Origin of the sequence: Pseudomonas sp. IT-P4, from assembly GCF_949767755.1 — a bacterium.
Lineage (GTDB): Bacteria > Pseudomonadota > Gammaproteobacteria > Pseudomonadales > Pseudomonadaceae > Aquipseudomonas > Aquipseudomonas monachiensis.
On record NZ_CATKPX010000045.1, the window covers coordinates 227,000 to 250,983 of the forward strand.

Here is a 23,984-nt window from a genome sequence, read left to right on the forward strand (position 1 = left end):
GGGCAGGGCGCCATTTGTAGTCTGTCTCTTACAGTCAAACATTGGGTTTGTAGTTGTTTTGGCTTTTTTCTTTCTGCGGTGATGGCACTCCGGCTACGCACTTGCAGGAACTTTCTTGCTTACTTTAAAGATAAATTGATTGATCATCTTTCGGCGTTGAAAGTTCAGCTGGGCAAATGGCTGCTCGTGACGGTTTTTGCTCGGCATGAACTTTCAATACGTCATCCTTTTAAAAACACAGGTACTGAAAGATGTTCAAGAAAATCGCGTTCGCTGCTCCCCTGGCTGTTCTGGCTCTGAGTTCTTCGATGGCGTTTGCCGCTACCGAAGCCCGACACAGCATCAGTCTGGTTGCTACTGTCAATGCTGACGACTTCTATGCGGTGCCGGTTGACTCTGATCTGGTAAACAAGGATCAGGACATGAGCTACAACCCCTCTACCGACTCCATGAGATCCGTCGATGGGCACTTTGATGTGCTTCATACCGCCGGCAAGGTCAACGCACGACTTGAAGGCGTCCCGAAGCTGATTGCCGGTAACAAAAGCATCGACTTGAAAGTCGAACTCAATGGCAAGACGCTGACAACTACTTCACAGGAAGTGGTTGGAGATGAAGAATCCAATACCCGCTATCGTGCACCATTCAAAATCAGTGCAGTCACCACTAAAAAACCAGATGCAGGCGATTACACTGGCGTCGTGATGTTGGTTGTCGAGCCCTCGGTCTAAGTAATATCGGCGACGGCAAACCGTTTACTTATATCAAGTGACGTTCTCGGTCGGCAAACTTTCCGGTTTGTCGGCCGTGCTTGAACTCCTTTGCAATTAGAGAGCCCGTTCATGTTCCCGATGACGCCCATCGCGGCAGCGCTTGCGCTGCTGTTATGTAGCAGTGCATTTGCGGCGCCCACTTCCGTTGATAACACGCCGCGAAGTTTGCTGGCACAGGCCAAGGGCTTGCCGGCCGAGTTCGAGGAGCATTTCTTCGATGTTCCCTTGGCGGTTCGGGTTGAACTCGATCAACTACCGCTGGGTGAGGCAATGATTGTGTTGTCCCGTGATGACCAGGTGACGCTGCTGGATTTCACCGACACCAGCGAAAGCCGTTTCAGCGCGAGTGAGCGTGATACCTGGGCCGATGTTCTCAAACCCGGTGTGACACTGGGCACCTGCACGGGCCAATGCCCGGAGCAGATGCTGGCGGTTCACTACAACCTTGAAAATTCATTGCTGTCGATCGTCACTGAAAATGCCGAGCGCGACAGCGAAGCCAAGCGTTACTACGATCAGCCCGAAGGCGGCAGCAGCGGCCTGATGGTACGTAACCAGCTCAATCTCAATGGCGGCCAGGATCAGGACCTGGGCGGTCGTTTCGGCCTGGAGGCCAGCGGCAGCCTGGGCAACTGGAGCCAGACCTTCAACATGCAACTGTCCCGTCTTGGCGGTCCGGACAACAAGACCTACCACGCAGTGCACCAGCTTTATAGCCAGCGCGAACTGGAGGGCCGTTTTTTCCGCCTGGGCTACTTCACCCCCAACTCCGAAGGCCTGACGCGCGAGCCCCGTTCGTTCGGCGCCAGCCCCGATACGGCGGTGGGCGTGATGTTCGGCAGTTCCGACAGCCTGGCGATCGATAGCCCGAAACCCAGCGTCTATCCGGTCTATGTCACGGCCAACCGACAGGGCTCCGTGGAAATTTACCGCGACGGCTTACTGATCAATACCCAATCGGTCCCGGCGGGTTTGCAAACCCTCGACACCCGTCCGTTGCCCGGTGGCATTTACGAGGTGGAAGTGCGGTTGATCGAAGACGGTCAAATCACCTCGACCACCCAGGAGCTGATCTATAAGCCGAACAATTGGCGCAATCACGATGAACGCTGGCGCTACAACCTGTTTGCCGGTCAGGAAAGCAAATTGCTGAGTAACTGGGATGATCAGGACAGCGGCGATGCGACCGTGGGCGCCTCATTCAATTACTTGCTGCACCCGAGGGTGATACTCGGACTGTCGGCACGCCAGATCAGTGACAAGCTGCAGTACGGCAGCTCCATCGATTGGAGCCTGGCCAACAGCGTCAGCCTCTACGCCAACCTGTACCAGACCGAAGACCATGGTACCGGCGCCGACCTTCAAGGCTTGTATAACTATGGCGCCGGCAGTCTGGTGATCAGCCACAACCGCAGTTGGCTCGACACTACCAACACCTACGAAACATTACCCGACGGCACCCGCGTGCGTCAGCGCAATGTGTTCACCGGCCAGACCAGCAACTCTTCACTGGCGCTGAACCACCGGATCAGCCGCAAAAGCTCGCTCAACGCACGGGTGTCCCATAGCGAGGGCAACGTCGAAGGTGTCGGCGTGGACCTGGGCTGGACGCAACGGACCGTTCTGTTCAGCAGCGATGCCAACTGGCGGCTCTCGCTGTTCGATCGTCCGGGCAGCTACAGCAGTGGTGATGCGCGTAATCGTGGGGTCGATCTGACCATCAACATGGCGCTCGGTGGCCCGGGGCAACAGGTTTCCGGCAGCATCGGCAGCCGCACCGCCCGTGATGGCGGCCGTGATAACAACGCCTCCCTGGGGTGGCGAAAGGACCTGCAAGACCACGTGTTGCAGAGCGTATCGGTGACCGCGCTCACCGATACCTACGGTGTCGGATTGTCGAGCCTGGCGAACTTTCGCACCGATGCCATCAACGGTGACGGGTTTATCCAGCGTTCGTCCTTCAACAACAATTTCACCGGTGGTTTGAACCTCGACAGCACGCTTGTCGTTGGAGCGCAGCGCATGGCACTGACCAGTCAGCATCAAGGCCGCGGCGCCGGGATGATTGTCGATGTCGAGTCCGACATCGACGGCATCGCTCTGCGTGCCGACGACCTCAGCGGCGGCAGCGCTGCCTTGCGTCCCGGACGCAATTTCATACCGCTCACCGCTTACAAAAACAGCTCGGTGAGCTTCGACTTCGAAGGCAACGACGTCCCGGCGGCGAGCATTGAACCGGCACGCACGCGCTATCACCTGAACAAGGGAGGCGTGGAGTACCGCAAGATCCGGGTCATGAAAACCCTGACCGTGCTCGGCCGCTTGCTCGACCCGCAAGGACAGCCGCTCAAAGGCCATCACGTCATCAACCACGCCAGTCGTGGAGTCAGCGAAGTCGACGGCTTCTTCTCCATGGAAATGAATGCCGGCTCGCCCACCCTGGAAGTGCGTTACGCGGACCAGTTGCTGTGCCAGTTCCGCCTTGATGTCGACAAGCATCGCAGTGAAAACAACGTGCTGATGATCGGTGATCTGCGGTGTTCGCCGGACACGTTGGCGGATGCCACTTCCAACCGGCGCACGGCAGGTTGAGCGGCCCCGATTCCGATGTTCAAGAGAGTGTGATCATGAAACCAACGTCTACATGTTCCCGCCTGCTGCGGCGCAGTCGCTGGCTGGGGATGCTGGCCGTCGTCGCGGCGCCTTCGGCCCAGGCGGTGAATCAGGAGATCCGGGCGCTGTTCACCCCGGACTCTGCCAACCCGCAACGAAATTTATTCGTTAATAAAACGCCGGTCAGTGGCTATTGTGCCGACTATCCCAGTGAATGCCGGGACAATGAGACCTTCAGCATTCGCCTGCCCATGCATTTCGAGTCGGCGAGACCCATGCAACCCAATGCGTCGCCGCGCAACAGTGCGATGTTCAGCATTCCGGCCCTGTGGCGTCCGTTAACGGTGACGAACAGGGAAACTGGCGAAACGGAAACCGTCGAGGTGCGTATTGCCGGTTTTGGTTCCCGATACATACTCAGTGATACCGCGGTCAATCTGACAGGTGCCGCGACAGCCATTGAAGGGCATCGGGCCTTATGGGGCGGTCCGGGGGGAGGCTGGGTGAACGCGGCACCTCCCTGCACCTACAGTGGTGTGGGAATGTATTCGGACAACTACTACCGGTTCTTCTGGAAGACTCCGGTACAAGGGACTTGCGTCAAGACGGCGAGTTTTCCGATACCGGCCATGACTTATGACTACCTGGACTTCTCCTATGAACTTAAAACCCCCAATCCGCTGACGATGTCGTCCGGACTTTATACGGGGGACTTGAGTTATCGCATTGGTCCCGGTGGTGACTTCGACATGGGCGATGTGATGTTGCCGACCGACCGCGATTTGACTCTGAATTTTGTGCTGGATGTACAGCACACCCTCAAGGTCGACATCCCCCCCGGCGGCGAGAAAGTCCAACTGGTCCCGGCGGGCGGTTGGCAAAGCTGGTTGCAGGCGGGGCGCAGGCCTGTGCGTTTGTTTCGGGACCAGACGTTCAATATCTCCGCGTCCTCGCGGTTCAAGATGCTGCTGGAGTGCGAAATCAGTGCTTTCCCCTATGACTGCGTGATTCTTGATTCGGTGTCCAGACGCTCGGTCGAATTGCAAGTCAGCGTCAGTCTTCCAAACGGGTTGACCGATCTCGCGGGGCAACCGGTCAAGCGCCGGCGACTCAGGGCTGGACCGGCCAATGCGCAGCAATTTCAACCTGGTTTTTATGTAGATCGGGCGCCGGGAATTCTGCACTTCGAGATCCCGCCAAATCAGATGGAATTCATGATTCAACCTGGTGCGGCATCCACCTATCGCGGCAATGTCACCGTGATCTGGGATTCGGAAGTCTGATGGCCCGCGTATCGATGGCGCGTGTCCGATTTGTGTTCTATGTGATGAGGTTCAAGAGTATGAAACGTTTGTGGGCACTGCTGGGTTTGAGCTGTTTTTCCCTGGCGGCTTTCGCCGGACCGCAAATCAACGTCGGAACGGTTTACGACTACCTCGACAGCGACAAGAGCACCTACCTCAAACGCGTGTTCAACAGCGGTGACAGCACGGCGTTCGTCAAGGTCAGTATCCTGGAGATCATCTACGACGCCGATGGCAGCCCTCGTGAAATTCCGGTCAAGACCCAGGCGGATGGCAGCGCTCGGGATGGCTTGATGGCCAGCCCCGCGCGACTGATCGTGCCGGCCAAGGGCATGCAGGGCACGCGCCTGTTGCACATGGGGGCTCGTGACACCGAGCGTTATTTCCGCGTGCGCTTCGTGCCGGTGGTGCCGGAGAAAGAAGACGAATTCGCCGTGTCGAGTGAAGAGCGCGATGCCTACAAAGAGAACCTGTCGGCGGGGGTCAACGTGATGACCGGGTTTGGCACGGTGTTTTTTGTCCGGCCGAAAAACAGTCGCTTCGACAGCGTGATCGATGACAGTCCCGGCATTTACCGGCTGCGCAACAATGGCAATACCGTGGTGCTGATCGATGAATTTCGCAACTGCTCGCTGAAAAACGAAAGCGAGTGTGAGCCGACCACCAAGCACCACGTTCTGGCCGGTAAAACCTTTGAGTTCGAGAAAAAGCCCGGCCGAGAGTATCGCTTCAACCTGGTGGAAGGCGCATCGAAAAAAACGCTGCGCATCGCCAGCCAGTAATACCGGGAGGGGCGAGTCACCTTGGCTGGCTCGCGGTATTTTTTGACGCAACAGGTACCTGACATGATCAAGCAATCGACCATCGCGGCGTGGATGAGCGTGATGGCGCTGATAAGTACCCAGGCTTTTGCGGCCCGGGAAGAGCGCACGTTCGAGGTGTCGGTGGATATCCCGACGCTGGGGTTTTACATCATTCCGGCCGAGTCGAACTGGATACACCTTGAACAGACGTTAGCGTGGAACATCCATACGAAGACATTGGAGGGGCTGCGCAAGAATTTCGACGTCAAACACGACACCAGCGCGATTGAAGCACGGTTGGAAGCAGAGCCTTACCTGTCCAACGGGCGTGACGATCAGAACATCTATTTGCGCGTCAGCTTCAATGGCAAGGAGTTGAGCCATGACCCACAGCCACGGGAAGTGCTGACTGCCGCGCAAGCAATCGCCGGTGGCCGCTTTCCCTTGGAGATCGTGCCGAAAGTGCCTGCCGGTGGATACAAACCGGGGGTTTATTACGGCAATGTGCAACTGATATTCATCGCCGCTGCGCCTTGATGTGCGGCAGCCTGACAAGTCAGGCTGCCTTTGGCTTGCTTTATGACTTTTATTGGCCGGCTTTGCGCAGAGCCTCTCGGGTCAGTTGTCTCGCCAGCTGTTTCTCCTCGTCACCCAGATCGACGAGGAAGCGATCGAAGTCAGATTCGCTGATCGGCTCATCGGCAAAGACTACGGTCTCTGGGACGGGCAGATCGTTGATGAGCTCCCTGAGCCGGTTGCGCAGTTCGGCTTTCTCAACGTCCGACGTCGACTCGAGCCACTGACGCTGGGTTGTGCGCAGTTCCTCCAGTTTCTCGTATTTGCTCTGGTAGAGAAGTTTGTTCGTCTGCGTTTCAACAGGCCAGGTTTCACGCAGATAACGCTCCCAGAAGTCCTGTTCAAGCATTGTGTTGATCAGGCCGTCGCCTTCACCCAGAGCCAGCACCGTGTTATACGCCTCATCGATCATGGCGTCAGTAACGCCGGCAACCGGTCGATACAGCATGCCTTCGGATTGCCACGGCAAGTTCAACCGCGAGGCGAGACTTGTCTGGTACGCCAGGTAGATTTCGACGTCATCAGGGGTGCCGCCACGACTGGCAACGTCAGCCCGGGCGATTTCGTTGACGTGCTCCAACCGTGCGGCACCTTTGGCAAGGGTCACCAGTTTGCGTTGAAGCTGCGCCGGATCGGTGGAGTACGAATAGGCCTCGGAGGCGAGCACGCGAATGCCCATGCTGTTGAACAACTGAGCACCGGCATCGGCACAATCGACCGGAGCAATGGCCATGGTGTAGAGCTGTTCGCGCAGCTGAGTGTCGATGTACACGGCATCGACCATGCGTGCCATACGCTGTACCAATTGCCGGCGAACAGGGCCACCAGCGGCAAAGTCCGACGAGCTTTCCTGTTTGAGCACGGCTTCAATAAACGCATGGGACCGGGGGTCGTCGGTCAGTTCCCGGAAAGAGACGATCCGTTCTACCCCAAACCCGGGTACATCGGCCCAATCATCGGCAGTGGCGCCGTAGTCCATCGGGTGAGGAATCACCAGTGGCTCGGGAGGCAATCCAACTGAGCGACGAATCTCCTGGTATCGCAGTTGGTTCATCTCCGACAAATCACCGACGTTGAGTCGGGTGCGGGCAATGACCCAGGCTTCTGGCCTGCCGGGTACCACCTCGGGAATAACGCTGAGGGGATTGTCCCGCAGGTCCAGGAAAAACCCCCTTGGGCGGGTTTTGGCCAGGACACCGTCGGGCCAGGTGGCCAGGCCGGTGTTTTTCAAGGCCACAACTTTGAGCCTGGGCATGCGACCAATGTCCGGTGCCATCGCCAGAGGGTTGCCTTCGAGCCTGAGTATTTCCAGGAAGGTCAGTTGCTTGAGTCGCAGGACTGCGCTGGCATCGAACACAATCTGGTTATCACTTAACTGCAGGCGTTCCATGTGGCGCATGTCCCCGATGCTGTCGGGTAGCCGCTTAAGGTCGCAGTTTCGGGCGCTGAGTTCGTGAAGATTTGGGAAGTCTTTCAGCAAGCCATTGAACTCGCTGGAAAAATAAGTTTTGTCGAGTTTCAGCACGTTGACTTTGTCGAGGAACTTTCTCAGCTCGGGAGGCCGCTTTGACCACCAGGTCTCCAGGTCCAGTGGCAGCATTTCTCTGGACAGGTCGAGCGCATAGTTGTCCAGGTCGAGACGACTGCCGAGTCCGGTTTTTTTGCGCTCGAAACATTCGATTAGGCGCTCGGCGATATGCTGTCCGCCGCCGTCACGAAACTCGTTGCTGCCAGGCCCCCACGTTTGCGGTTGCTGGAATTCCCAGCGGTTGAGAATGACGCGCAGTTCATCGAGTTCATCTTCGCATTGCTCAATGGCTCTCAGTGCATCGCCTCTAGCGATCAGGGCGTCGGCAAACGTGTCGACCTCATGCTCGCTGAAGTCCGAGTACAAGTCCTGAATGCGTTCGTGCAGGGTTTCGCCGGCTCTACTGGTGGAGGCGCCTCGCACCAGCAAGAGTGTCTCATGCTCGGCCACGGCGCGAATGGGAGGCGTGGCCAGAACCGCCCGGCGCTCGCTCGGTGTCTCGGTCTTGGCGATGATCCAGTACTTGAAGAACCCGACATCCCCCGCTCGATATCCAATCGCTCTGCGCCCATCCCGGCCCATGGCCTGGAGCAGGGCAGGAAGAAAATCATCGGCCGCATGGATCAGTTGGTCCTCGGTGTCGCGCACTTCGTATTTTCCGGATTCGTTGCGTACCATGACCCTTACTTGTGCTGCATCTTCGGGCCCTGCGCTGCATCGCAGTTCGCCGTCGAGCGCGCCCTGGCGGATTTCGATGCGCAGCTTGCCGAAGGTATCGGTTTGCATGCGCAAGGTGCCCAGCACCAGGCGTTCGGTATCACCACTGACCAAAGCGCTGTCGTACAGGCCATGGGCGGCGCGCACCGCCTGGGTCTCGAACTGGAGTTCCCGGGCCTGGCATCTCAGGCGCAAGGGCAGGCGTTTGTGCCGGGTCATCTGCTGGAGTTCCGACGGGGTGGCACCGGCGAAGATTTTTTCCGCGACGGGTTCAGGCAGTTCGGGATAATCGCTGAACAATGCAGCCACTTCAGGGGGTAACGCAGGAAGCGGATTCACCGGTGCCCCCAGGCGTTGCAGGGTGTCGGTCAGCAAGGGCGGCGGCGGGGCGTGCTCAATGTGCATCCTGCGCAGTTCGGCCTCTTCAGTGCCGCTGATCTGACGGATCCGCTCCAGTTGCGTGTCGCTGAAGGCATCGGTTGTATGGCCCAGGCGTCGCATCAGTGTCGTGCCTTCCCACTCGCGCGGGTTCTCCGTTTCGCAGACCCAGGCACCCTGGCCGTTGTGTCGCAGGGTCGGTGCATAGGCATCGAACCGCTGCGGATGGCGTATGCGCTGTTGCCCGGTAACCGGGTCGTCCAGCACATCGAAGTGTTGATCGTTCAGGCGCAGAATTCGCTGGCCGTGATACTGGTGAATACCCTGTCCATCAGGCCGTGCATCCGCTGGCAAAACCACGTCGGCTTGATGATAAGGGCTCAGGTCAGGGTTCCACAGCCGTGTCTCGCCGTTTGCCAGCTGCACCGGTTTCAGATTTTCGAAAAACGGCGAGAGCTTCGCTCGCGCGACATTGCCGATTGCGCCGCCCGCCGCAAATGTCCCCAACTGGATGACGCTTTCCAGCACGTTGATGGTCTGTTCCGCCGCCTCGGCAAAATGACCTTCGGCCAGGTCGACGATACCCTCGACCACTTCATCGGTCAGTTGATAGGCCGTGTAGGCCAGCATCAGTTCGCCCAGGCCGGGGACAAGTGGCGTCGCCACCAGCAGCGCGACGTTGAAAATGTCCGAGAGCATTTTTTCCAGGTTATCCCACCAGGCCCAGCGGGCCATGCGATCGGCGTACTCGGTGGAAATCGCGATTTCCCGCCCATCGTTGAGAATCTTGTTGAGCTTCTGTTGGTAGTAGTAGCCCCAAAGATCATTCTTGAAAACTGTCTCTCTGTCGGTCCTGACGCTCGACAGGCTGAACCTCAGGTCGGGGTTGGCCACGGGGGTTTCACGCCAACTGGGCAAGTTGGAGCCAGGTGGGGCCGGCTGCCATTTGATTTTACTCAGGCGATCATTGAGTCCGGCAAAGAACGGTCCGCGTTGCTGATGGGGCACGAACTGGCTGAAGTACTGTTGATAGCTTTTGCTGGAGGTGCCGTCGCGCAGCTGGCGTGTCAGCTCCGCCATGAAATCCAGCGTCGACGGGTACAGCTTGAGCGGATGCTCCGGGTCATGGGGAACATACGCCATGACCGGGACGGCGCTTGTCGAGGTGTATACATCGGGGGCGATCAGCACAATGCCAACCAGGCGCGTGTCCATCATCGACAGGTTGTAATAACCGACCGGCTGCCCGCGCCATTGCATTTTCAAGCGATCGTTGAGCATGCCTTGCACGACGTCATAGGCCTCCTGGTCAATGTCCTTTTTCATCAGGGCCATTTGTGCCGCAACATTCAACGCGCTTTTCTGACTGCCAATGACGATGTAACGCAGGTAGTTGCTCGCGACCCTGTTGGGCGACAGCAAAAACTCGTTCAGGTGCTGTTGGTATCTGGCACCGATGTTCAGTTCACGGCACAGTGATTTGAACTGATCGATGCTCAGTTTGTGCTTGAGGTGTTTGACCCAGAAATGCCCGCGAGCGTTAGGGCGGGTGATGAATTCGGAGTCTTGGTGAAACGACTCGTCGAGCGAAAAATTATGTACGGCGGCGTCCAGCAGCGAGACGGTTCGGCTGGTGGTACCGCCGGAAAAGTCATGCACCCACCAGGATGTCTTCACCGGTGCATACAGTCGTAGCCAGGTCTGCTCGACATCGTCGTCGACGCCGAAGCGGTCTTTCAGCGCCTGTTGCAGGATGGGCCGGGCAAACGCGTAGACATCCTGCAACTCGCTCAGTGCGCGATCTACCTGGTTTTGCGCAGTCCAGCTGAGCCTGATGTCATTTTTCAGTTTTTGCTGCAGCGCCCGGGTGGCTTCCCGTAGCGGGTCTGGAAGGATCACCCTGTCGGCTTTCAGTTCGTTGACACGAGCGATGGAAGTTTCTTTCAGCCAGTAAGGGATAGCCTGTTTGACCCGCTCAAAGTGGATACTTTTATCGGCCAGGTCGTCGGCGAGCGAGTCTGGAGTTTTATCGGGGTTGGGCATTGTCTGATCGTCCGTTGATCAAAAATGGAACGAAGAGACTAGGTACGCGTGGCCCCCGAAAAAAGCTCAAAAAATGGTTTGAAAGGGCGCGGTTTTTGCCCCGAGTCCCCCAAAATCAGAGAGTGAAAAATAAATAGTTACCGCCACCCCGGCAGCGTTTTTTTGTAATGGTCAGCGCACAGCCGTTGCCTGGGTTGGCTTGCACATCGTGTGGGTGCCCGGTTGCAGGTATGGCGTCAGAATCGGTGCCATGCCCTTGAGCACCTGCACCGGCAACGCCGAGGTGAAGGTGAAGCTTTCCGCCGAGCGGCCCGGCACGAACGCCGTCAGGGTGCCGAAGTGGCTATCGCCGATGTAGAACACGAACGTGGCCGTGCGGTTGAGCGATTTGGAACTCAGGATCCGTCCGCCGGAGCCGATGGCTTCGATGCGGTTGTCACCGGTACCGGTCTTGCCGCCCATGGCCAGCGGGCTGCCATCCGGCAGTTTGAAACTGCCGGCCACGCGTTTGGCGGTACCGGCATCCACCACTTGTGAAAGGGCTTCGCGCATGGCGCTCGCCACCTCGGATGGCATCACCCGTTTGCCGACGTCCGGGTCATTGACCAGTTGGGTTTCATAGGGGGTGTTCGCAGCGAAATGCAGGCTGTCGATGCGCAGGGTTGGCATGCGCACTCCATCGTTGAGGATGGTGCCGATCAATTCGGCCAGGGCGGCGGGGCGGTCGCCGGAGCTGCCGATGGCGGTGGCCAGCGACGGCACCAGGTGATCGAACGGATAGCCGACTTTCTGCCAGCGCTGGTGGATGTCCAGGAAGGCTTCGATCTCCAGCATGGTGCGGATGCGACTGTCGCGGGCGCCCTTGTGCCGGCTTTTGAACAGCCAGCTGTAGACCTCCTGGCGCTCGAACTGGCTGGCTTTGACGATGTCGCTCCACTTGGCGTCGGGGTGATTGAGCAAGTAGCCCATCAGCCACAGGTCCAGCGGGTGGACCTTGGCGATGAAGCCCTGGTCCGGCAAGTCGTAGGCGCCGGGACCGTAGGATTCGTAGAGCCGCACCAGACGTTCGTCGGTGAGTTTTTCCGTGAGCGTGGCGCCCTTGAGGTGCGAGCGCACGAAGGCGTTGAAGCTTTCCTGGCTGGCCTGCGGCAGCAGGTAGCGGTGCACGGCGGCCATGCGGATCGGGGTCGGGCGCATGCTGTCGAGGAAGGTGTCGAGGCGGTCCTGGGTGTCCTTGTTCTTGTACTTCTTCCAGAACTTGAGCAGGAACGAAGTGCCCTCGCGGTCGGCAAATTCGGCCAGGTACTCCTGGCGCCGCGGGTCGCGGTCGTCCTTGAGCAATTCGGCACTGCTGTTGGGGCCGGAGTAGATGGTGTAGCGCACCAGGTCTCGCATCAGGCGAATGAACGGCAGGTTGATCGACTCGCGCAGGGCGTCGCGCAGGGGGGGTATCCGGCCGTTGTCTTCCTTGCGGAAGTTGTTGAACACGTGCAGGCCGCCACCGGTGAAGAATGCCTCGCCGGGGCTGGCGGAGTATTTGCGGTCCAGGGCGGCACCGAGCATTTTTTTCAGGTCGCGGTCCTTGTTCTCGATCAGGTAATCGACCGCCCAGCGGCTCAGGCGGTCCTGATCCGGTACGTCGACTTTCTTCAGTTCCGGAATGGTCATGCCGACGTATTTGTCGTGCAGCTCGGCGATGATTTGCAGGTAGGTGGTCAGCACGCGCATTTTCGCGGTGGAGCCCAGTTCCAGTTTACTGCCTTCGTTGATGTCGAATGGCTGGTCGGTGCTGTCGGTCTGTACCCGAACCCGCGAGCCGTCCGGGGTCAGTTCGAACAAGGTGAAGCTGTAGCGCACCTGGGTGGTGCTGGTGGTGGTCAGGAGGCGTTCGCCGATCAGGCCGATTTGCGTGGCAAACTCAGGGTCGGCGAGTTTTTTCAGGTACGCGGTGGCCTCGCTTTGCAACTCGCCTTGCAGGGTGCTGGTGGCGGAGAGGTCAAGGCGGTCGAGGTCATACAGCGGGCGATTGAGCATGCCGGCCAGACGGCTGCGCGCGACACTGATGCCCTTGTTGGTTTCAATCGGTTGAATGGTTGGCTGGGTGGCCCAGTCGCGGTAGGTCACTTTGCTGGCCAGGGCGGCGGTGGCGAACTCGGCGTCGATCACATGGTTTTGCGCCAGCAGGCGAATATGGCTGTCGGTGAGGTCGGCCAGTTCATCGTGACCTTTGACCAGGTAGTGCGACGGGCGGCGCTGGGCAATCATCAACGACAGCATCTCACGCAGGGCCAGGCCTTTTTCCGCCATGGTTTTTGGATCCGTCGCGGTGCTGGACAGCGCTTCGTTGGCCTGATTGAAGTCGGTGCCGTACCACACGCGCAACCCTTCAGCCATGCCATGCACTTCACCGTGGCCCGGTACGGCCGACAGCGGCACACTATTGAGGTAGTCGCGAACCACGTTCTGCCGGGCTTCAAGGGTTTGTGGCCCGGCCTGGTAGGCGCGTACGGTGGCGGAAATCATCTGGCGAATCTTCTCCGCGCCATTGACCGTCAAGCCATCGGGGGAATGCCGGTACTTCTCCAGTTGCGTGGCCAGGGTACTGCCACCGGCGGATTGACCGGGTACGTGCAACATCTTGGCCAACTGGGACCACGCCGCCATGCCGAATCGCGGCCAGTCCACTGCCGGGTTGGCCAGCGGTTGTCTGGGGTCGAGCAGGAAGCGGTTCTCGATGAACAGCAGGCTGTTGACCACCACCGGCGGGATCGAGGCAAAGGTCGAATAAAGCTGCTGTGGATAGTTGTACTGGTACAGCGGCGCTGCGCGGCAATCGGTGATCGATAGCCCGGCCTGGATTTTCTCGGCATAAGGCACGAACAGGCCCTTGTCGCTGTATTTCAACAGCGCCGGGGAAAAGCGGGTTTGTGCTTCGACGACGAAATCACGCTTGATCAGGCGCGGCAGGAACTCATCCAGCGAGCTGTAGCCCAGGCGCCGATCGAACGGACCGTCCCCTGGATAGCGAATCGCATCGCTGGGGCCGGGTTTGAGCTCATAGCTCAGGGACGCGGCGTATTTGCTGACCTCCTGGGCCTGGAACTTCGAGGTACGCATCTCCCTCGCGGCGGAAAGCCCCGCGACAACCGCGATTATCAACAGTAATAGCCAGAACGCTCCCCATCCGTGCCTGGAGCGACGGGGTTTTTCAGGTGTAGGCGCTTCATCCTCTCGTTCATTCGGAACCACGGTTTTACTCGAATCGGTTTGCCACAAAGCGCCCATAGTCGACTGATCCATTCACGCAGATTGATCGGACTTGAATGAAGCTTAGACGGTGGTTGGCGAGGGTGAAGAAAATGTGAAGGGTAAAACGTCGGGTAATGGCCTCTTTTTGTGGCGAGGGAGCTTGCTCCCGCTGGACTGCGAAGCGGTCCCCATACCAGCAACTCTGATCTGTCTGGACGATCTGGTTTTTTGGTTTTGCGACTGCTGCGCAGTCGGACGGGACGGTGCGGCGATCCGACAAGCTCCCTCGCCACAGTAGGCAGGAGGGCTGAAACACTTGAACTAGAGCTTTATAGGCTTTGGCTGGGAGCATGACGATGCACCAATGCTGTGCAATACTCCGCGCCCTTTAAATAGCGAAAATTCATACAAAATCCAGTTGATGCCCCTCCGCAAGTCGGGTTATTGCCGGGATTTATGACTGAATTTAGTGGTTTATAGAGTGAATATCTCTGCCGTCAGCTTTTTATACTGCACGACCCGCTGATCCTGCAGGTTTTGTCCTACAGGACGGTTCTGCTTACAAAGCAGGCCCGGTTTCGCGAAGCCATTGGCCTATCGGTCGGCGGCTTCAAAGCTCGGTGGTCATATCCAACAACAAGATGAGGTGCCCCTTATGCCCGTAGGCAATCACCAGCCCCAAGGCGAGACCGCTCAGGGCGGTCCGCTTAAACGCGAACTCGGCGAACGGCATATTCGCCTGATGGCGCTCGGTGCCTGTATCGGCGTCGGCCTGTTCCTGGGCTCGGCCAAGGCCATTGAAATGGCCGGCCCGGCCATCATGCTGTCTTACATCATTGGCGGTCTGGCGATCCTGGTGATCATGCGCGCCCTCGGCGAGATGGCCGTGCACAATCCGGTCGCCGGCTCGTTCAGCCGTTACGCCCAGGACTACCTCGGCCCGCTGGCGGGATTCCTGACCGGCTGGAACTACTGGTTTCTGTGGCTGGTGACCTGCGTCGCGGAAATCACGGCCGTGGCGGTGTACATGGGCGTCTGGTTCCCCGATGTGCCGCGCTGGATCTGGGCGCTCGCCGCGCTGATCAGCATGGGCTCAATCAACCTGATCGCGGTCAAGGCCTTCGGTGAATTCGAGTTCTGGTTTGCCCTGATCAAGATCGTCACCATCGTTGCGATGGTGTTCGGCGGTATCGGCATCATCGCCTTCGGTTTCGGCAACGACGGCGTGGCCCTGGGGATTTCCAACCTGTGGACCCACGGCGGCTTCATGCCCAACGGCGTGCAAGGTGTGTTGATGTCCCTGCAAATGGTGATGTTCGCCTACCTGGGCGTGGAGATGATCGGCCTGACCGCCGGTGAAGCGAAGAACCCGCAAAAGACCATTCCCGACGCCATCGGCTCGGTGTTCTGGCGGATTCTGCTGTTCTACGTCGGTGCGTTGTTCGTGATTCTGTCGATCTACCCGTGGAACGAAATCGGCACCCAGGGCAGTCCGTTCGTGATGACCTTCGAGCGCCTGGGCATCAAGACCGCGGCGGGCATCATCAACTTCGTGGTGATCACCGCGGCGTTGTCGTCCTGCAACGGCGGTATCTTCAGTACCGGGCGCATGCTCTACAGCCTGGCGCAGAACGGCCAGGCCCCGGCGGGCTTTGCCAAGACCTCGAACAATGGCGTTCCACGTCGTGCATTGCTGCTGTCGATTGGCGCGTTGCTGCTGGGCGTACTGCTGAACTATCTGGTACCGGAAAAGGTGTTTGTCTGGGTGACGGCGATTGCCACCTTCGGCGCGATCTGGACCTGGGCGATGATCCTGCTGGCCCAGCTGAAATTCCGCAAAGGCCTGAGCGCCAGCGAAGCGGCTGGCCTGAAATATCGCATGTGGCTGTACCCGGTCAGCTCGTACCTGGCGCTGGCGTTCCTGGTGCTGGTGGTGGGCCTGATGGCGTACTTCCCGGACACCCGCGTGGCGCTGTATGTGGGCCCTGCGTTCCTGGTGCTGCTGACGGTGTTGTTCTACGTGTTCAAGCTGCAACCGACCCATGTTGCGCAAGGTGCGGCGCGTTCGGCTTCGTAAGTCGTAATGCCTGAAAGACAAAAGCCCCGGTCGTAAATGATCGGGGCTTTTTGGTTTTGAAGAGCAAATGATCGCAGCCTGCGGCAGCTCCTACAGGAGGATGCGGTCTGATTCTGTAGAAGCTGCCGCAGGTTGCGATCTTTTGATTGTCTGGTTCAAACGCTTGTTGAACTCCAGCCACGCCGCCAGCAACGCCATCAACCCGGCGCCCACCAGCGCCGTGAAGATCTGCATGGCAAAAGCATCGTCGGTCAATGCATTGACCATGTCCGCCAGGGGCGCCAGCAGCACGCCCAGACAGAAAATCTCCAGCGAGAAACGGCCCATGCGGCAACTTTGCTGCGCCAGCCAGTTTTGCGTCCATCCGCTGTCGGGAATCAGTTTCGCCGTGACGTAGGCCAGTGCGAGGAAATGCAGCAGGCGCACGGGTGACAGGTCGGTCTTGCTGATGGGGTACAGGACGTTTTGCAGGCTCGCCGGCACCACGGCATCGTGTATGTCCGGCCAACGCCACAGCACGGTCAACACACCCGCGACCACGACATACAACGCCGCACCGACAAACAACGGCTGGCGAACCAGTGGGCGGGATTCGGGCAGGCGCGGGCGCTGGCTGTGAATCGCAGCGGCACCGCCGAGCACGAACAGCAACTGCCAGGCGACCGGGTTGAAATACCACACGCCGTCCTTGATGGCGGCCAGGTTCCAGCCAGCCAGCGGCACCATCAGGTACAGCGCCAATGACATCGCGACCACCACCCAGGCCTGGCGCACCAGCAGGGGCAGCGCAAGGGGCAAGCCCGCCAACAGCACGATGTACAGCGGCAGCGGGTCCATCAGGTTCGGCTTGAAGCGCAACAGCAGTTCATCGATTAGCGCCTGCTGCGGGTTGCTGATGAAGTGATGCATGCCCATTTCCTCCACCAGGTCCCGTGTTTCCACGTGGCTGTTGGCGAAAAACACAATGCCCATCAGCATCGCCAGCAGGAATATATGTACCACGTAGAGCACCCACGCCCGGCGCAGGATTTTCACGCAGGCGATCAGAAAGCCTTCGCGCGCCAGGACTTTGCCGTACGCCAATACGGACGCGAAGCCTGCCAGGAACACGAAAATCTCGGCTGCATCGCTGAAACCGAAGTTACGCAGGGTGATTTGCCCCAAGGGGTTGTGGGGCACGTGATCCCAGAAGATGAAGATCAGTGCCAGGCCACGAAAAAAGTCGATCCGGTGATCGCGCGCTAAGGTCATGACAGTAGGCTCGTAACAACGGGTGAAAATGGGATTGGCCACAGGCGCAAAGGCCATGTGCCCGATCGGCGGCGCGCAGGGTGTACTGATTCGCGGGCAATTGCAAAGTCGGGATATTACCGGATGTCTCGGGCGTTGCTTCAAGGCTCAACCGCTGGTCTGAAAGGTCCAACAACCTGCGATTTCTGACAGTAGACAGGCTCAAATACTATTGAATGCAACGTTCTGGAAGCGGGAGCCTCCCATGAGACTGTTGTGGAAAGGTCTGTCCAGTTACACGGTGATCGGGGTCGCCAACACCCTGATTCACTGGCAGATCTTTTTCCTGCTGAGCGTGGCGGCCAGCCTCAGCCAGGCGGTCAGCAACCTGGCTGCCTTTTGCGTGGCTGCGTCGTTTTCCTTCTACATGAACGCGCAATTTACCTTCGCCGCCAGTGCCACGGTCGCGGGTTATCTGCTGTTTCTTTTGGGCATGGGGGCATTGAGCCTGGGTGTCGGTCATCTGGGCGACATCTGGCGATTGCACGGTTTGTTCACCGTGGCCCTGTTTTCGGCGTTGAGCCTGGTGTTCGGTTTCCTGTATTCCAAATACGTGGTGTTTCGTGAGCGTGATCGATGAAAATCTCGCTCATTGTCCCGGTGTTCAACGAAGAGCAGTCCATCAACCTGTTTTATCAGGCGGTGCGACGGGAGTTGAGGCTGGGCGACACCGAAGTCGAGATCGTGTTCATCAACGACGGCAGCTCCGACCGCACGGCCGAACAGGCTACGGCACTGGCCCAGGCGGATGATCGGGTCATGCTGATCAATTTCTCGCGCAACTTCGGCAAGGAGCCGGCACTGTTTGCCGGCCTGGAATACGCCAGTGGCGATGCCGTGATCCCGATGGATGTCGACCTGCAGGACCCGATCAACGTTATTCCGTTGTTGATCGAACAATGGCAAAGGGGGGCCGACGTGGTACTCGCCAAGCGTCGCAGCCGGGCTGACGACGGCTACCTCAGGCGTCACAGCGCGTCGATTTTCTACCATGTGCTCAATCGCATCGCCTACACCCGCATCGAGGAAAACGTCGGGGACTTCCGGCTGATGGATCGCAAGGTGGTCGACGTGATCCGGTCCTTGCCCGAGCATCAGCTGTTCATGAAAGGCGTGCTGTCGTGGGCCGGGTTCAACACCGTGGTGGTGGAGTTCGAGCGGCCAGGAAGGGTGGCGGGGAGCAGCAAGTTCAATGGCTGGAAGCTGTGGAACCTGGCCCTGGAAGGCGTGACCTCATTCAGCACCGTGCCGCTGCGCTTGTGGACTTACGTCGGTGGCGGCATTTCGATTTTCGCGGTGCTCTATGCGGTGTACATGGTGCTGGACAAGATTTTCTTCGGCAACAGCGTCCCCGGTTATCCGTCGCTGATGACTGCGATCCTGTTTCTCGGCGGCGTGCAATTGATCGGCATCGGCATCCTCGGCGAGTACATCGGTCGCATCTACATCGAGGCCAAGCACCGGCCGCGTTATGTGATCAAGGACATCGTCGGTGGCAAAGACCGGGGCGGGCGTTAGCATGGGCCGGTTCAGCGACCTCTTCGTTCGCGAGCTCAGTCGGCATCAGGTCTGGCGGTTTTTTCTGTTTGCCACCCTGCTGTATATCCTGCCGTTGATCCTCGCCGATTATCCCTACATCGATGACAACTGGCGCTCGCTGTCGGCGGGCATGGCCTGGGCCGAGCAGGGCCGACTCTTCGCCCAGCTGTTCTACAACGCGCTGACCTTCAGCCATGCCGCGCCGAACATCTTTCCCTTGCCCTTGCTGATCGCCACGCTGGCCATGGCGTCGGCGCTGACCAGCCTGACGCTCCATTACTTTCACAAGCCAAGCGTCGCTTGTTGCCTGGTACTGTTGCCGCTCTGGTACAACCCGTTCTTCCTGCAAAACCTGTCCTATCAATACGACGGTCCCACCACGACCCTCAGCCTGGTGGCGGTGATCTACGCCATCACCTTCCGTCACCCGTGGCGTAGCGTGCAATGGCTGGTGCCGGCGTTCCTGATTGCATTGGCGCTGGGGTTGTATCAGGTCAGCCTGAATGTGTTCCTGGGCCTGTGTTGCCTGGAAATGCTCAGGGCCGCCAACGATAAGACGGCCCCGTTGTCATGGCGCGACCTGCTGGGCTGGAAAGCCGCCCAGGTCATCCTCGGCGGGTTGATCTACAGCGTCAGTGCGGGTCCGTACATGGACTCCAATCGCACATCGTTGCTCGATTGGACGGCGCACCCTTTTTTGCAGATCCAGATCAACATTGCCCGGGTCCTGGAAAAAGTCGTGCTGCTGTTCCATGGCGGATGGCTCTGGGTGTTCGGCGGGTTGCTGTTGATCGCGATAGCCGGGGCGGTGCGGTTGGGATTGAACATAGCGGTGCGCCAGGACGGTGGGCCAAAGAAGCTGTTGATCGGCCTGATGTGTTTGCTGACTTTGCCGGTGGTGACACTGCTGGTGTCCGGTGTCGCGCTGTTTTTTCGCGACTTCAACGAAGGCGCCCGCACCTTGATGGGCTTCGCCGTGTTGTTGGTGTTGCTGTTCTACCTGGGGCATCTGGCGCTGGCCTCGATCCATGAGCGGCTGCCGCTGCTGTTGATGATTCCCCTGTTGGCCATGTTGTCGCTGTCGTTCGCCTATGGTCGGGTGCTGACGGTGCAGAAAACCTTTGCGTCCACGGCACTGGCCGGTCTTGCGTACGACATCGCCAGCCACCAGTCGCTTCGCGAAGCCAGGCGGATCTACATCTCGGTGAGTTATTCCGACTATTGGTTAGTGGCGGCGGCAGGCTCATTCAAGCAGTTGCCGGTGCTGCACTATTTGCTCAATACCGACTTTTACATGCTGGCCGAAAACCTGCCGAAAGCGGGGATCACCAACGTGGTGGCGGAGCAGGAGCGGCGCAACGCGACGCGGGTCGGGTACCAGGGCTATCCGGCGCTGGTGGACAGCCAGTTCTACCGGATTTACCTGATCGGTGACTACGGTTTTATCGTGATGAAGGAACCGACCCCGAGCAAAATACTGCGCTGGTAACGCGCGATTTTGATCGGGGTGGCGAAGTCATGCCGCCGCTATGTCATTGGGCTCGAAACTGTCGGCCCGGGCCATCTGCCACATCCGCGAGTAGAACTCGCCGTTCACTTCGCCAGTCAGCAATTCCCCCGGTTTGAGGAACACGTGCAACTGCGAGAACAATTTGATCTCGGTCGCCGACATGCGTCGCACCAGATGCTTGGCTGACAGCTGCGACGGGTGTTCGAGGCCGGCGGCGGCGAGCATTTCCGCCAGGGCCTTGAGGGTGTTGCGGTGGAAGTTGAACACGCGCTGGGCCTTGTCCGGAACCACCAGCGCGCGCTGGCGCAGGGTGTCCTGGGTGGCGACGCCGGTCGGGCATTTATTGGTGTGGCAGCTCTGCGACTGAATGCAGCCGATGGCGAACATGAAACCGCGCGCCGAGTTGGCCCAGTCGGCGCCGATGGCCAGCACGCTGGCGATGTCGAAGGCGCTGACGATCTTGCCGCTGGCGCCGAGCTTGATCTTGTCCCGCAGGTTCAGGCCCACCAGGGTGTTGTGCACGAACAGCAGGCCTTCGCGCATCGGCACGCCGATGTGGTCGGTGAACTCCACGGGCGCGGCGCCGGTGCCGCCTTCCTTGCCGTCGACGACGATGAAGTCCGGGAGGATGCCCGTCTCCAGCATGGCCTTGGCGATGCCCATGAACTCCCACGGATGGCCGAGGCAGAACTTGAAGCCCACCGGTTTGCCGCCGGACAATTCACGCAGTTGCGCGATGAAATGCATCATTTCAATCGGCGTGGAAAACGCAGTGTGGCGCGACGGTGACACGCAGTCCTCGCCCATCAGGATGCCGCGGGTTTCAGCGATTTCCCGGGTGACCTTGTGCTTGGGCAGGATGCCGCCGTGGCCGGGCTTGGCGCCCTGGCTCATCTTGATTTCGATCATCCGTACCTGCGGCGTCCGGGCTTGCGCCGCAAAGCGTTCCGGGTCGAAACGGCCGTCGCTGGTGCGGCAGCCGAAGTAACCGCTGCCCAGTTCCCAGGTCAGGTCGCCACCGTTTTCCCGGTGATAGGGGCTGATGCTGCCTTCGCCGGTGTCATGGGCGAAGTTGCCGAGCTTGGCACCCTGGTTCAGCGCGCGGATGGCGTTGGCGCTGAGGGAGCCGAAACTCATGGCCGAGATATTGAACACTGACGCCGAATACGGCTGGGTGCACTGCGGGCCGCCGACGGTGACGCGGAAACTGCTCGGGTCGCTCAAGGGCGCGGGGCGCATGGAGTGGCCGATGAATTCGAAACCCGACTGATACACGTCAATCAGCGTGCCGAAGGGTTTGTCGGCGGTTTCATTCTTGGCCCGGGAATAGACCAGCGAGCGCTGGGCCCGGGAGAAGGGCAGGGCGTCGCTGTCGGATTCGAGCAGGTACTGGCGGATCTCCGGGCGGATGCCTTCGACCAGGTAGCGGATATTGCCGAGGATCGGGTAATTGCGGCGCACTGCGTGGGGGCTTTGCAGCAGATCGAACACACCGATCAGGCTGAGGACAGCGGTGACGGCGGTGACGGCGGTGATCGGCCAGAGCCAGTCATAGTCAAGAAAAGGCAGGCTGGCGAGGGTGAATATCACGCAGGCGGCAAAGAAGGCGTAGCGGCTCAGGAGTGACAGGCTCATACGGTTTCCTTGGGTTCGGACTCGAGTTTAAAGATCGCAGCCTTCGGCAGCTCCTACAGGGAATGCGATCCATGTAGGAGCCGCCGAAGGCTGCGATCTTTTCAGGCATTTTGTGCCTGGAGAAAAATCGAAAACAGCTCGGACTGGGATTTGATCCCCAGCTTGCTGTACATGTGTTTCTTGTGGACTTTCACGGTTTCGACAGAGATTTCCAGCTTACGGGCGATTTCTTTACTGGAGCAACCGCTGAGCATCAAACGCCCGACATCCAGCTCCCGGGCCGTCAACTGCGCGCCTTTGAGCTGCTGCACCGAGGCTTCCAGCTGTACCCGCCAGTCGGCGTGTGGCGGTGCGGGGGCCAGGGCCACGGCTTCGTTGATGTCGTAGGGTAGACGCTGGCGCAACAGGCCGAGCACCCACGGCTGGATCAACGACAACAAGGCGATCTGCTGGCCGCTGAAGCGCTGCTTGCTACCCAGTGACAGGCACAGCGTGCGGTCGCCTTCGAGCTGGCAATTGAACTGGATTTCATCGGCCACCACATTCAGGCGAAAGTAGCGCTGGTAATACTCGGTCCGCTCGAAGTGCTCCGGGGCTACTTCCGACAGACGATAAAGCCCGGTGCGCGACTGCTCGCGGCAGGCGATGTAGAAGGGGTCGAGCAGGTACAGGCCGCGCAGGTAATCCTGGAACAACTGGTCAGGGCTGCCGTCTTCGCCGGGGCATTCGGCGAACACTTGCGGGCGCTGATCGGCACTGAAAAGCAGCGCCACCCAGCTGTCGAAGGGTACGTACTGGTCCAGCAGGCGTACAAGCCGGGTCCAGAAATTGGGCTTGTCCAGGGCGTCGATCAGTTGCCCCACCGAGCGGTGCCAGGCGATGTCGTCCAACGAGAGTGTCATGCATCTACCCCTATCGTGTTACCCCAGCGGCGTGATTCCCCGCCCGGTTGCTTGGTGCGCATACTGGCGCACAGACACCGACCGGGCAATCTTTCTGCCGCCCGGCCCATGACAAGGAATACCCATGAAGGTCGAACTCGCCCAATTGGCAGGCCGTGACAACGACACGGCCTACAACCTCGAACGCACTCTGGCGGCGATGGCTGCGTGTGCAGCCGATACGCAGCTGATCCTGTTCCCCGAAGGCCACTTGATGGGCTTCCCTTCGGCCGAGTCCGTGGCCGAGGTGGCCGAACCACTGGACGGCCTGTCCGTCAGCGCGGTAATCGCCGCCGCCCGCCAGCGCAATATCGGCGTGGCCATCGGCATGGCCGAGAACGACAACGGCCGCTTCTACAACACCACGCTGTTGATCACCCCTGAAGGCATCGCGCTGAAGTACCGCAAGACTCACTTGTGGGCCTCGGATCGCGGCGTCTACGAGGCGGGCGATCGCTACGCCACCTGCCTGTGGAACGGCGTGCGCGTGGGCCTGCTGATTTGCTACGACATCGAATTCCCCGAAAGCGCCCGTGCCCTGGCGCAACTGGGGGCCGAACTGTTGATCGTCACCAACGGCAACATGGACCCCTACGGCCCGACCCACCGCACCGCGATCATGGCCCGCGCCCAGGAAAACCAGGCGTTTGCGCTGATGGTCAACCGGGTGGAAGAGGGTGACGGTGGTTTGCTGTTTGCCGGCGGCAGCGCATTGGTCGATCCAATGGGCACCTTGTTGTTCGAAGCCGGACGCGAGGAAGGGCAGTTTGCGGTCGAGTTGGACCTGAACCAGCTGACGGCGGCACGCCAGGATTACCGTTATCTGGATGATCAGCGGCTGAGGTTGCCGGGGGAGGTGGTTGAGCAGGCGGGTGGGCTGCGGGAGCTGCTGATTCCTTCGAACTGAACATCAAAAGATCGCCCGAGCGCGGACCGAGCCTTCGGCAGCTCCTACAGGTAAATGCGTTCGGCGTAGGAGCTGCCGAAGGCTGCGATCTTTTCAGGCTT

At 59.4% G+C, this 23,984-nt stretch carries 15 protein-coding genes; 10 read left to right on the top strand and 5 right to left on the bottom strand.

Going from position 1 to position 23,984, the window contains the following annotated elements; translation table 11 throughout:
• The first annotated feature begins 251 nt into the window (after positions 1-251).
• The 5 genes from ACM6IT_RS19020 to ACM6IT_RS19040 all read left to right on the top strand — a co-directional run bounded on the left by ACM6IT_RS19020 (position 252) and on the right by ACM6IT_RS19040 (position 6,030).
• Positions 252-731, top strand: coding sequence for a CS1 type fimbrial major subunit (locus ACM6IT_RS19020; protein ID WP_414918506.1), 480 nt, complete (start codon positions 252-254; stop codon positions 729-731).
• A gap of 111 nt (positions 732-842) precedes the next feature.
• Positions 843-3,365, top strand: a complete 2,523-nt coding sequence (locus tag ACM6IT_RS19025) for a CS1-pili formation C-terminal domain-containing protein (RefSeq protein WP_414918507.1) — start codon at positions 843-845, stop codon at positions 3,363-3,365.
• Positions 3,366-3,454: 89 nt separating this feature from the next.
• The gene (locus ACM6IT_RS19030; RefSeq protein ID WP_414918579.1) at positions 3,455-4,669 is read left to right on the top strand and encodes a hypothetical protein; all 1,215 of its coding nucleotides are present in this window, start codon (positions 3,455-3,457) and stop codon (positions 4,667-4,669) included.
• Positions 4,670-4,728: 59 nt separating this feature from the next.
• Complete coding sequence (locus ACM6IT_RS19035; RefSeq protein ID WP_414913917.1) at positions 4,729-5,472, top strand: molecular chaperone; 744 nt, start codon at positions 4,729-4,731, stop codon at positions 5,470-5,472.
• Positions 5,473-5,535: 63 nt separating this feature from the next.
• A complete protein-coding gene (locus ACM6IT_RS19040) occupies positions 5,536-6,030 on the top strand; it encodes a CS1 type fimbrial major subunit (RefSeq protein WP_223542192.1) in 495 nt (164 codons plus the stop codon).
• A gap of 49 nt (positions 6,031-6,079) precedes the next feature.
• Here the strand turns inward: ACM6IT_RS19040 and ACM6IT_RS19045 are convergent, their stop codons facing one another.
• Both ACM6IT_RS19045 and ACM6IT_RS19050 read right to left on the bottom strand, forming a co-directional pair.
• A complete protein-coding gene (locus ACM6IT_RS19045) occupies positions 6,080-10,735 on the bottom strand; it encodes a dermonecrotic toxin domain-containing protein (RefSeq protein ID WP_414918508.1) in 4,656 nt (1,551 codons plus the stop codon).
• Between the two features lie 171 nt (positions 10,736-10,906).
• Complete coding sequence (locus ACM6IT_RS19050; RefSeq protein WP_414913915.1) at positions 10,907-14,020, bottom strand: transglycosylase domain-containing protein; 3,114 nt, start codon at positions 14,018-14,020, stop codon at positions 10,907-10,909.
• A gap of 619 nt (positions 14,021-14,639) precedes the next feature.
• On the opposite strand from ACM6IT_RS19050, the gene ACM6IT_RS19055 reads away from it, so the two are divergent.
• On the top strand, positions 14,640-16,061 hold the full coding sequence (locus ACM6IT_RS19055; RefSeq protein WP_409078259.1) for an amino acid permease: 1,422 nt from the start codon (positions 14,640-14,642) through the stop codon (positions 16,059-16,061).
• A 90-nt stretch (positions 16,062-16,151) separates the two neighbouring features.
• Here the strand turns inward: ACM6IT_RS19055 and ACM6IT_RS19060 are convergent, their stop codons facing one another.
• Entirely contained in the window at positions 16,152-17,312 is a 1,161-nt protein-coding gene (locus ACM6IT_RS19060) for an OpgC family protein (protein ID WP_414918509.1), read from the bottom strand.
• A gap of 244 nt (positions 17,313-17,556) precedes the next feature.
• On the opposite strand from ACM6IT_RS19060, the gene ACM6IT_RS19065 reads away from it, so the two are divergent.
• Genes ACM6IT_RS19065 through ACM6IT_RS19075 form a run of 3 tightly spaced genes read left to right on the top strand, consistent with a single transcriptional unit; the run spans position 17,557 to position 20,379 of the window.
• Positions 17,557-17,931, top strand: a complete 375-nt coding sequence (locus tag ACM6IT_RS19065) for a GtrA family protein (RefSeq protein WP_056721138.1) — start codon at positions 17,557-17,559, stop codon at positions 17,929-17,931.
• Positions 17,928-18,869 carry a glycosyltransferase family 2 protein gene (locus ACM6IT_RS19070; protein WP_414918510.1) on the top strand — a complete coding sequence of 314 codons (942 nt, stop codon included), beginning with the start codon at positions 17,928-17,930 and terminating at the stop codon, positions 18,867-18,869. Before ACM6IT_RS19065 ends, ACM6IT_RS19070 begins: the two co-directional genes overlap by 4 nt.
• A 1-nt stretch (position 18,870) precedes the next feature.
• Positions 18,871-20,379, top strand: a complete 1,509-nt coding sequence (locus ACM6IT_RS19075; RefSeq protein ID WP_414918511.1) for a glucosyltransferase domain-containing protein — start codon at positions 18,871-18,873, stop codon at positions 20,377-20,379.
• Between the two features lie 27 nt (positions 20,380-20,406).
• On the opposite strand, the gene ACM6IT_RS19080 is transcribed toward ACM6IT_RS19075, so the two are convergent.
• Entirely contained in the window at positions 20,407-22,035 is a 1,629-nt protein-coding gene (locus ACM6IT_RS19080; RefSeq protein ID WP_414918512.1) for an FMN-binding glutamate synthase family protein, read from the bottom strand.
• 101 nt (positions 22,036-22,136) lie between these two features.
• On the bottom strand, positions 22,137-22,937 hold the full coding sequence (locus tag ACM6IT_RS19085) for a response regulator transcription factor (RefSeq protein ID WP_414918513.1): 801 nt from the start codon (positions 22,935-22,937) through the stop codon (positions 22,137-22,139).
• Positions 22,938-23,061: 124 nt separating this feature from the next.
• Here ACM6IT_RS19085 and ACM6IT_RS19090 point away from each other — a divergent pair, with 124 nt between their 5' ends.
• Positions 23,062-23,883: a carbon-nitrogen hydrolase family protein gene (locus tag ACM6IT_RS19090; protein ID WP_414918514.1), complete on the top strand. Its 822-nt coding sequence runs from the start codon at positions 23,062-23,064 to the stop codon at positions 23,881-23,883.
• Positions 23,884-23,984: the final 101 nt, after the last annotated feature.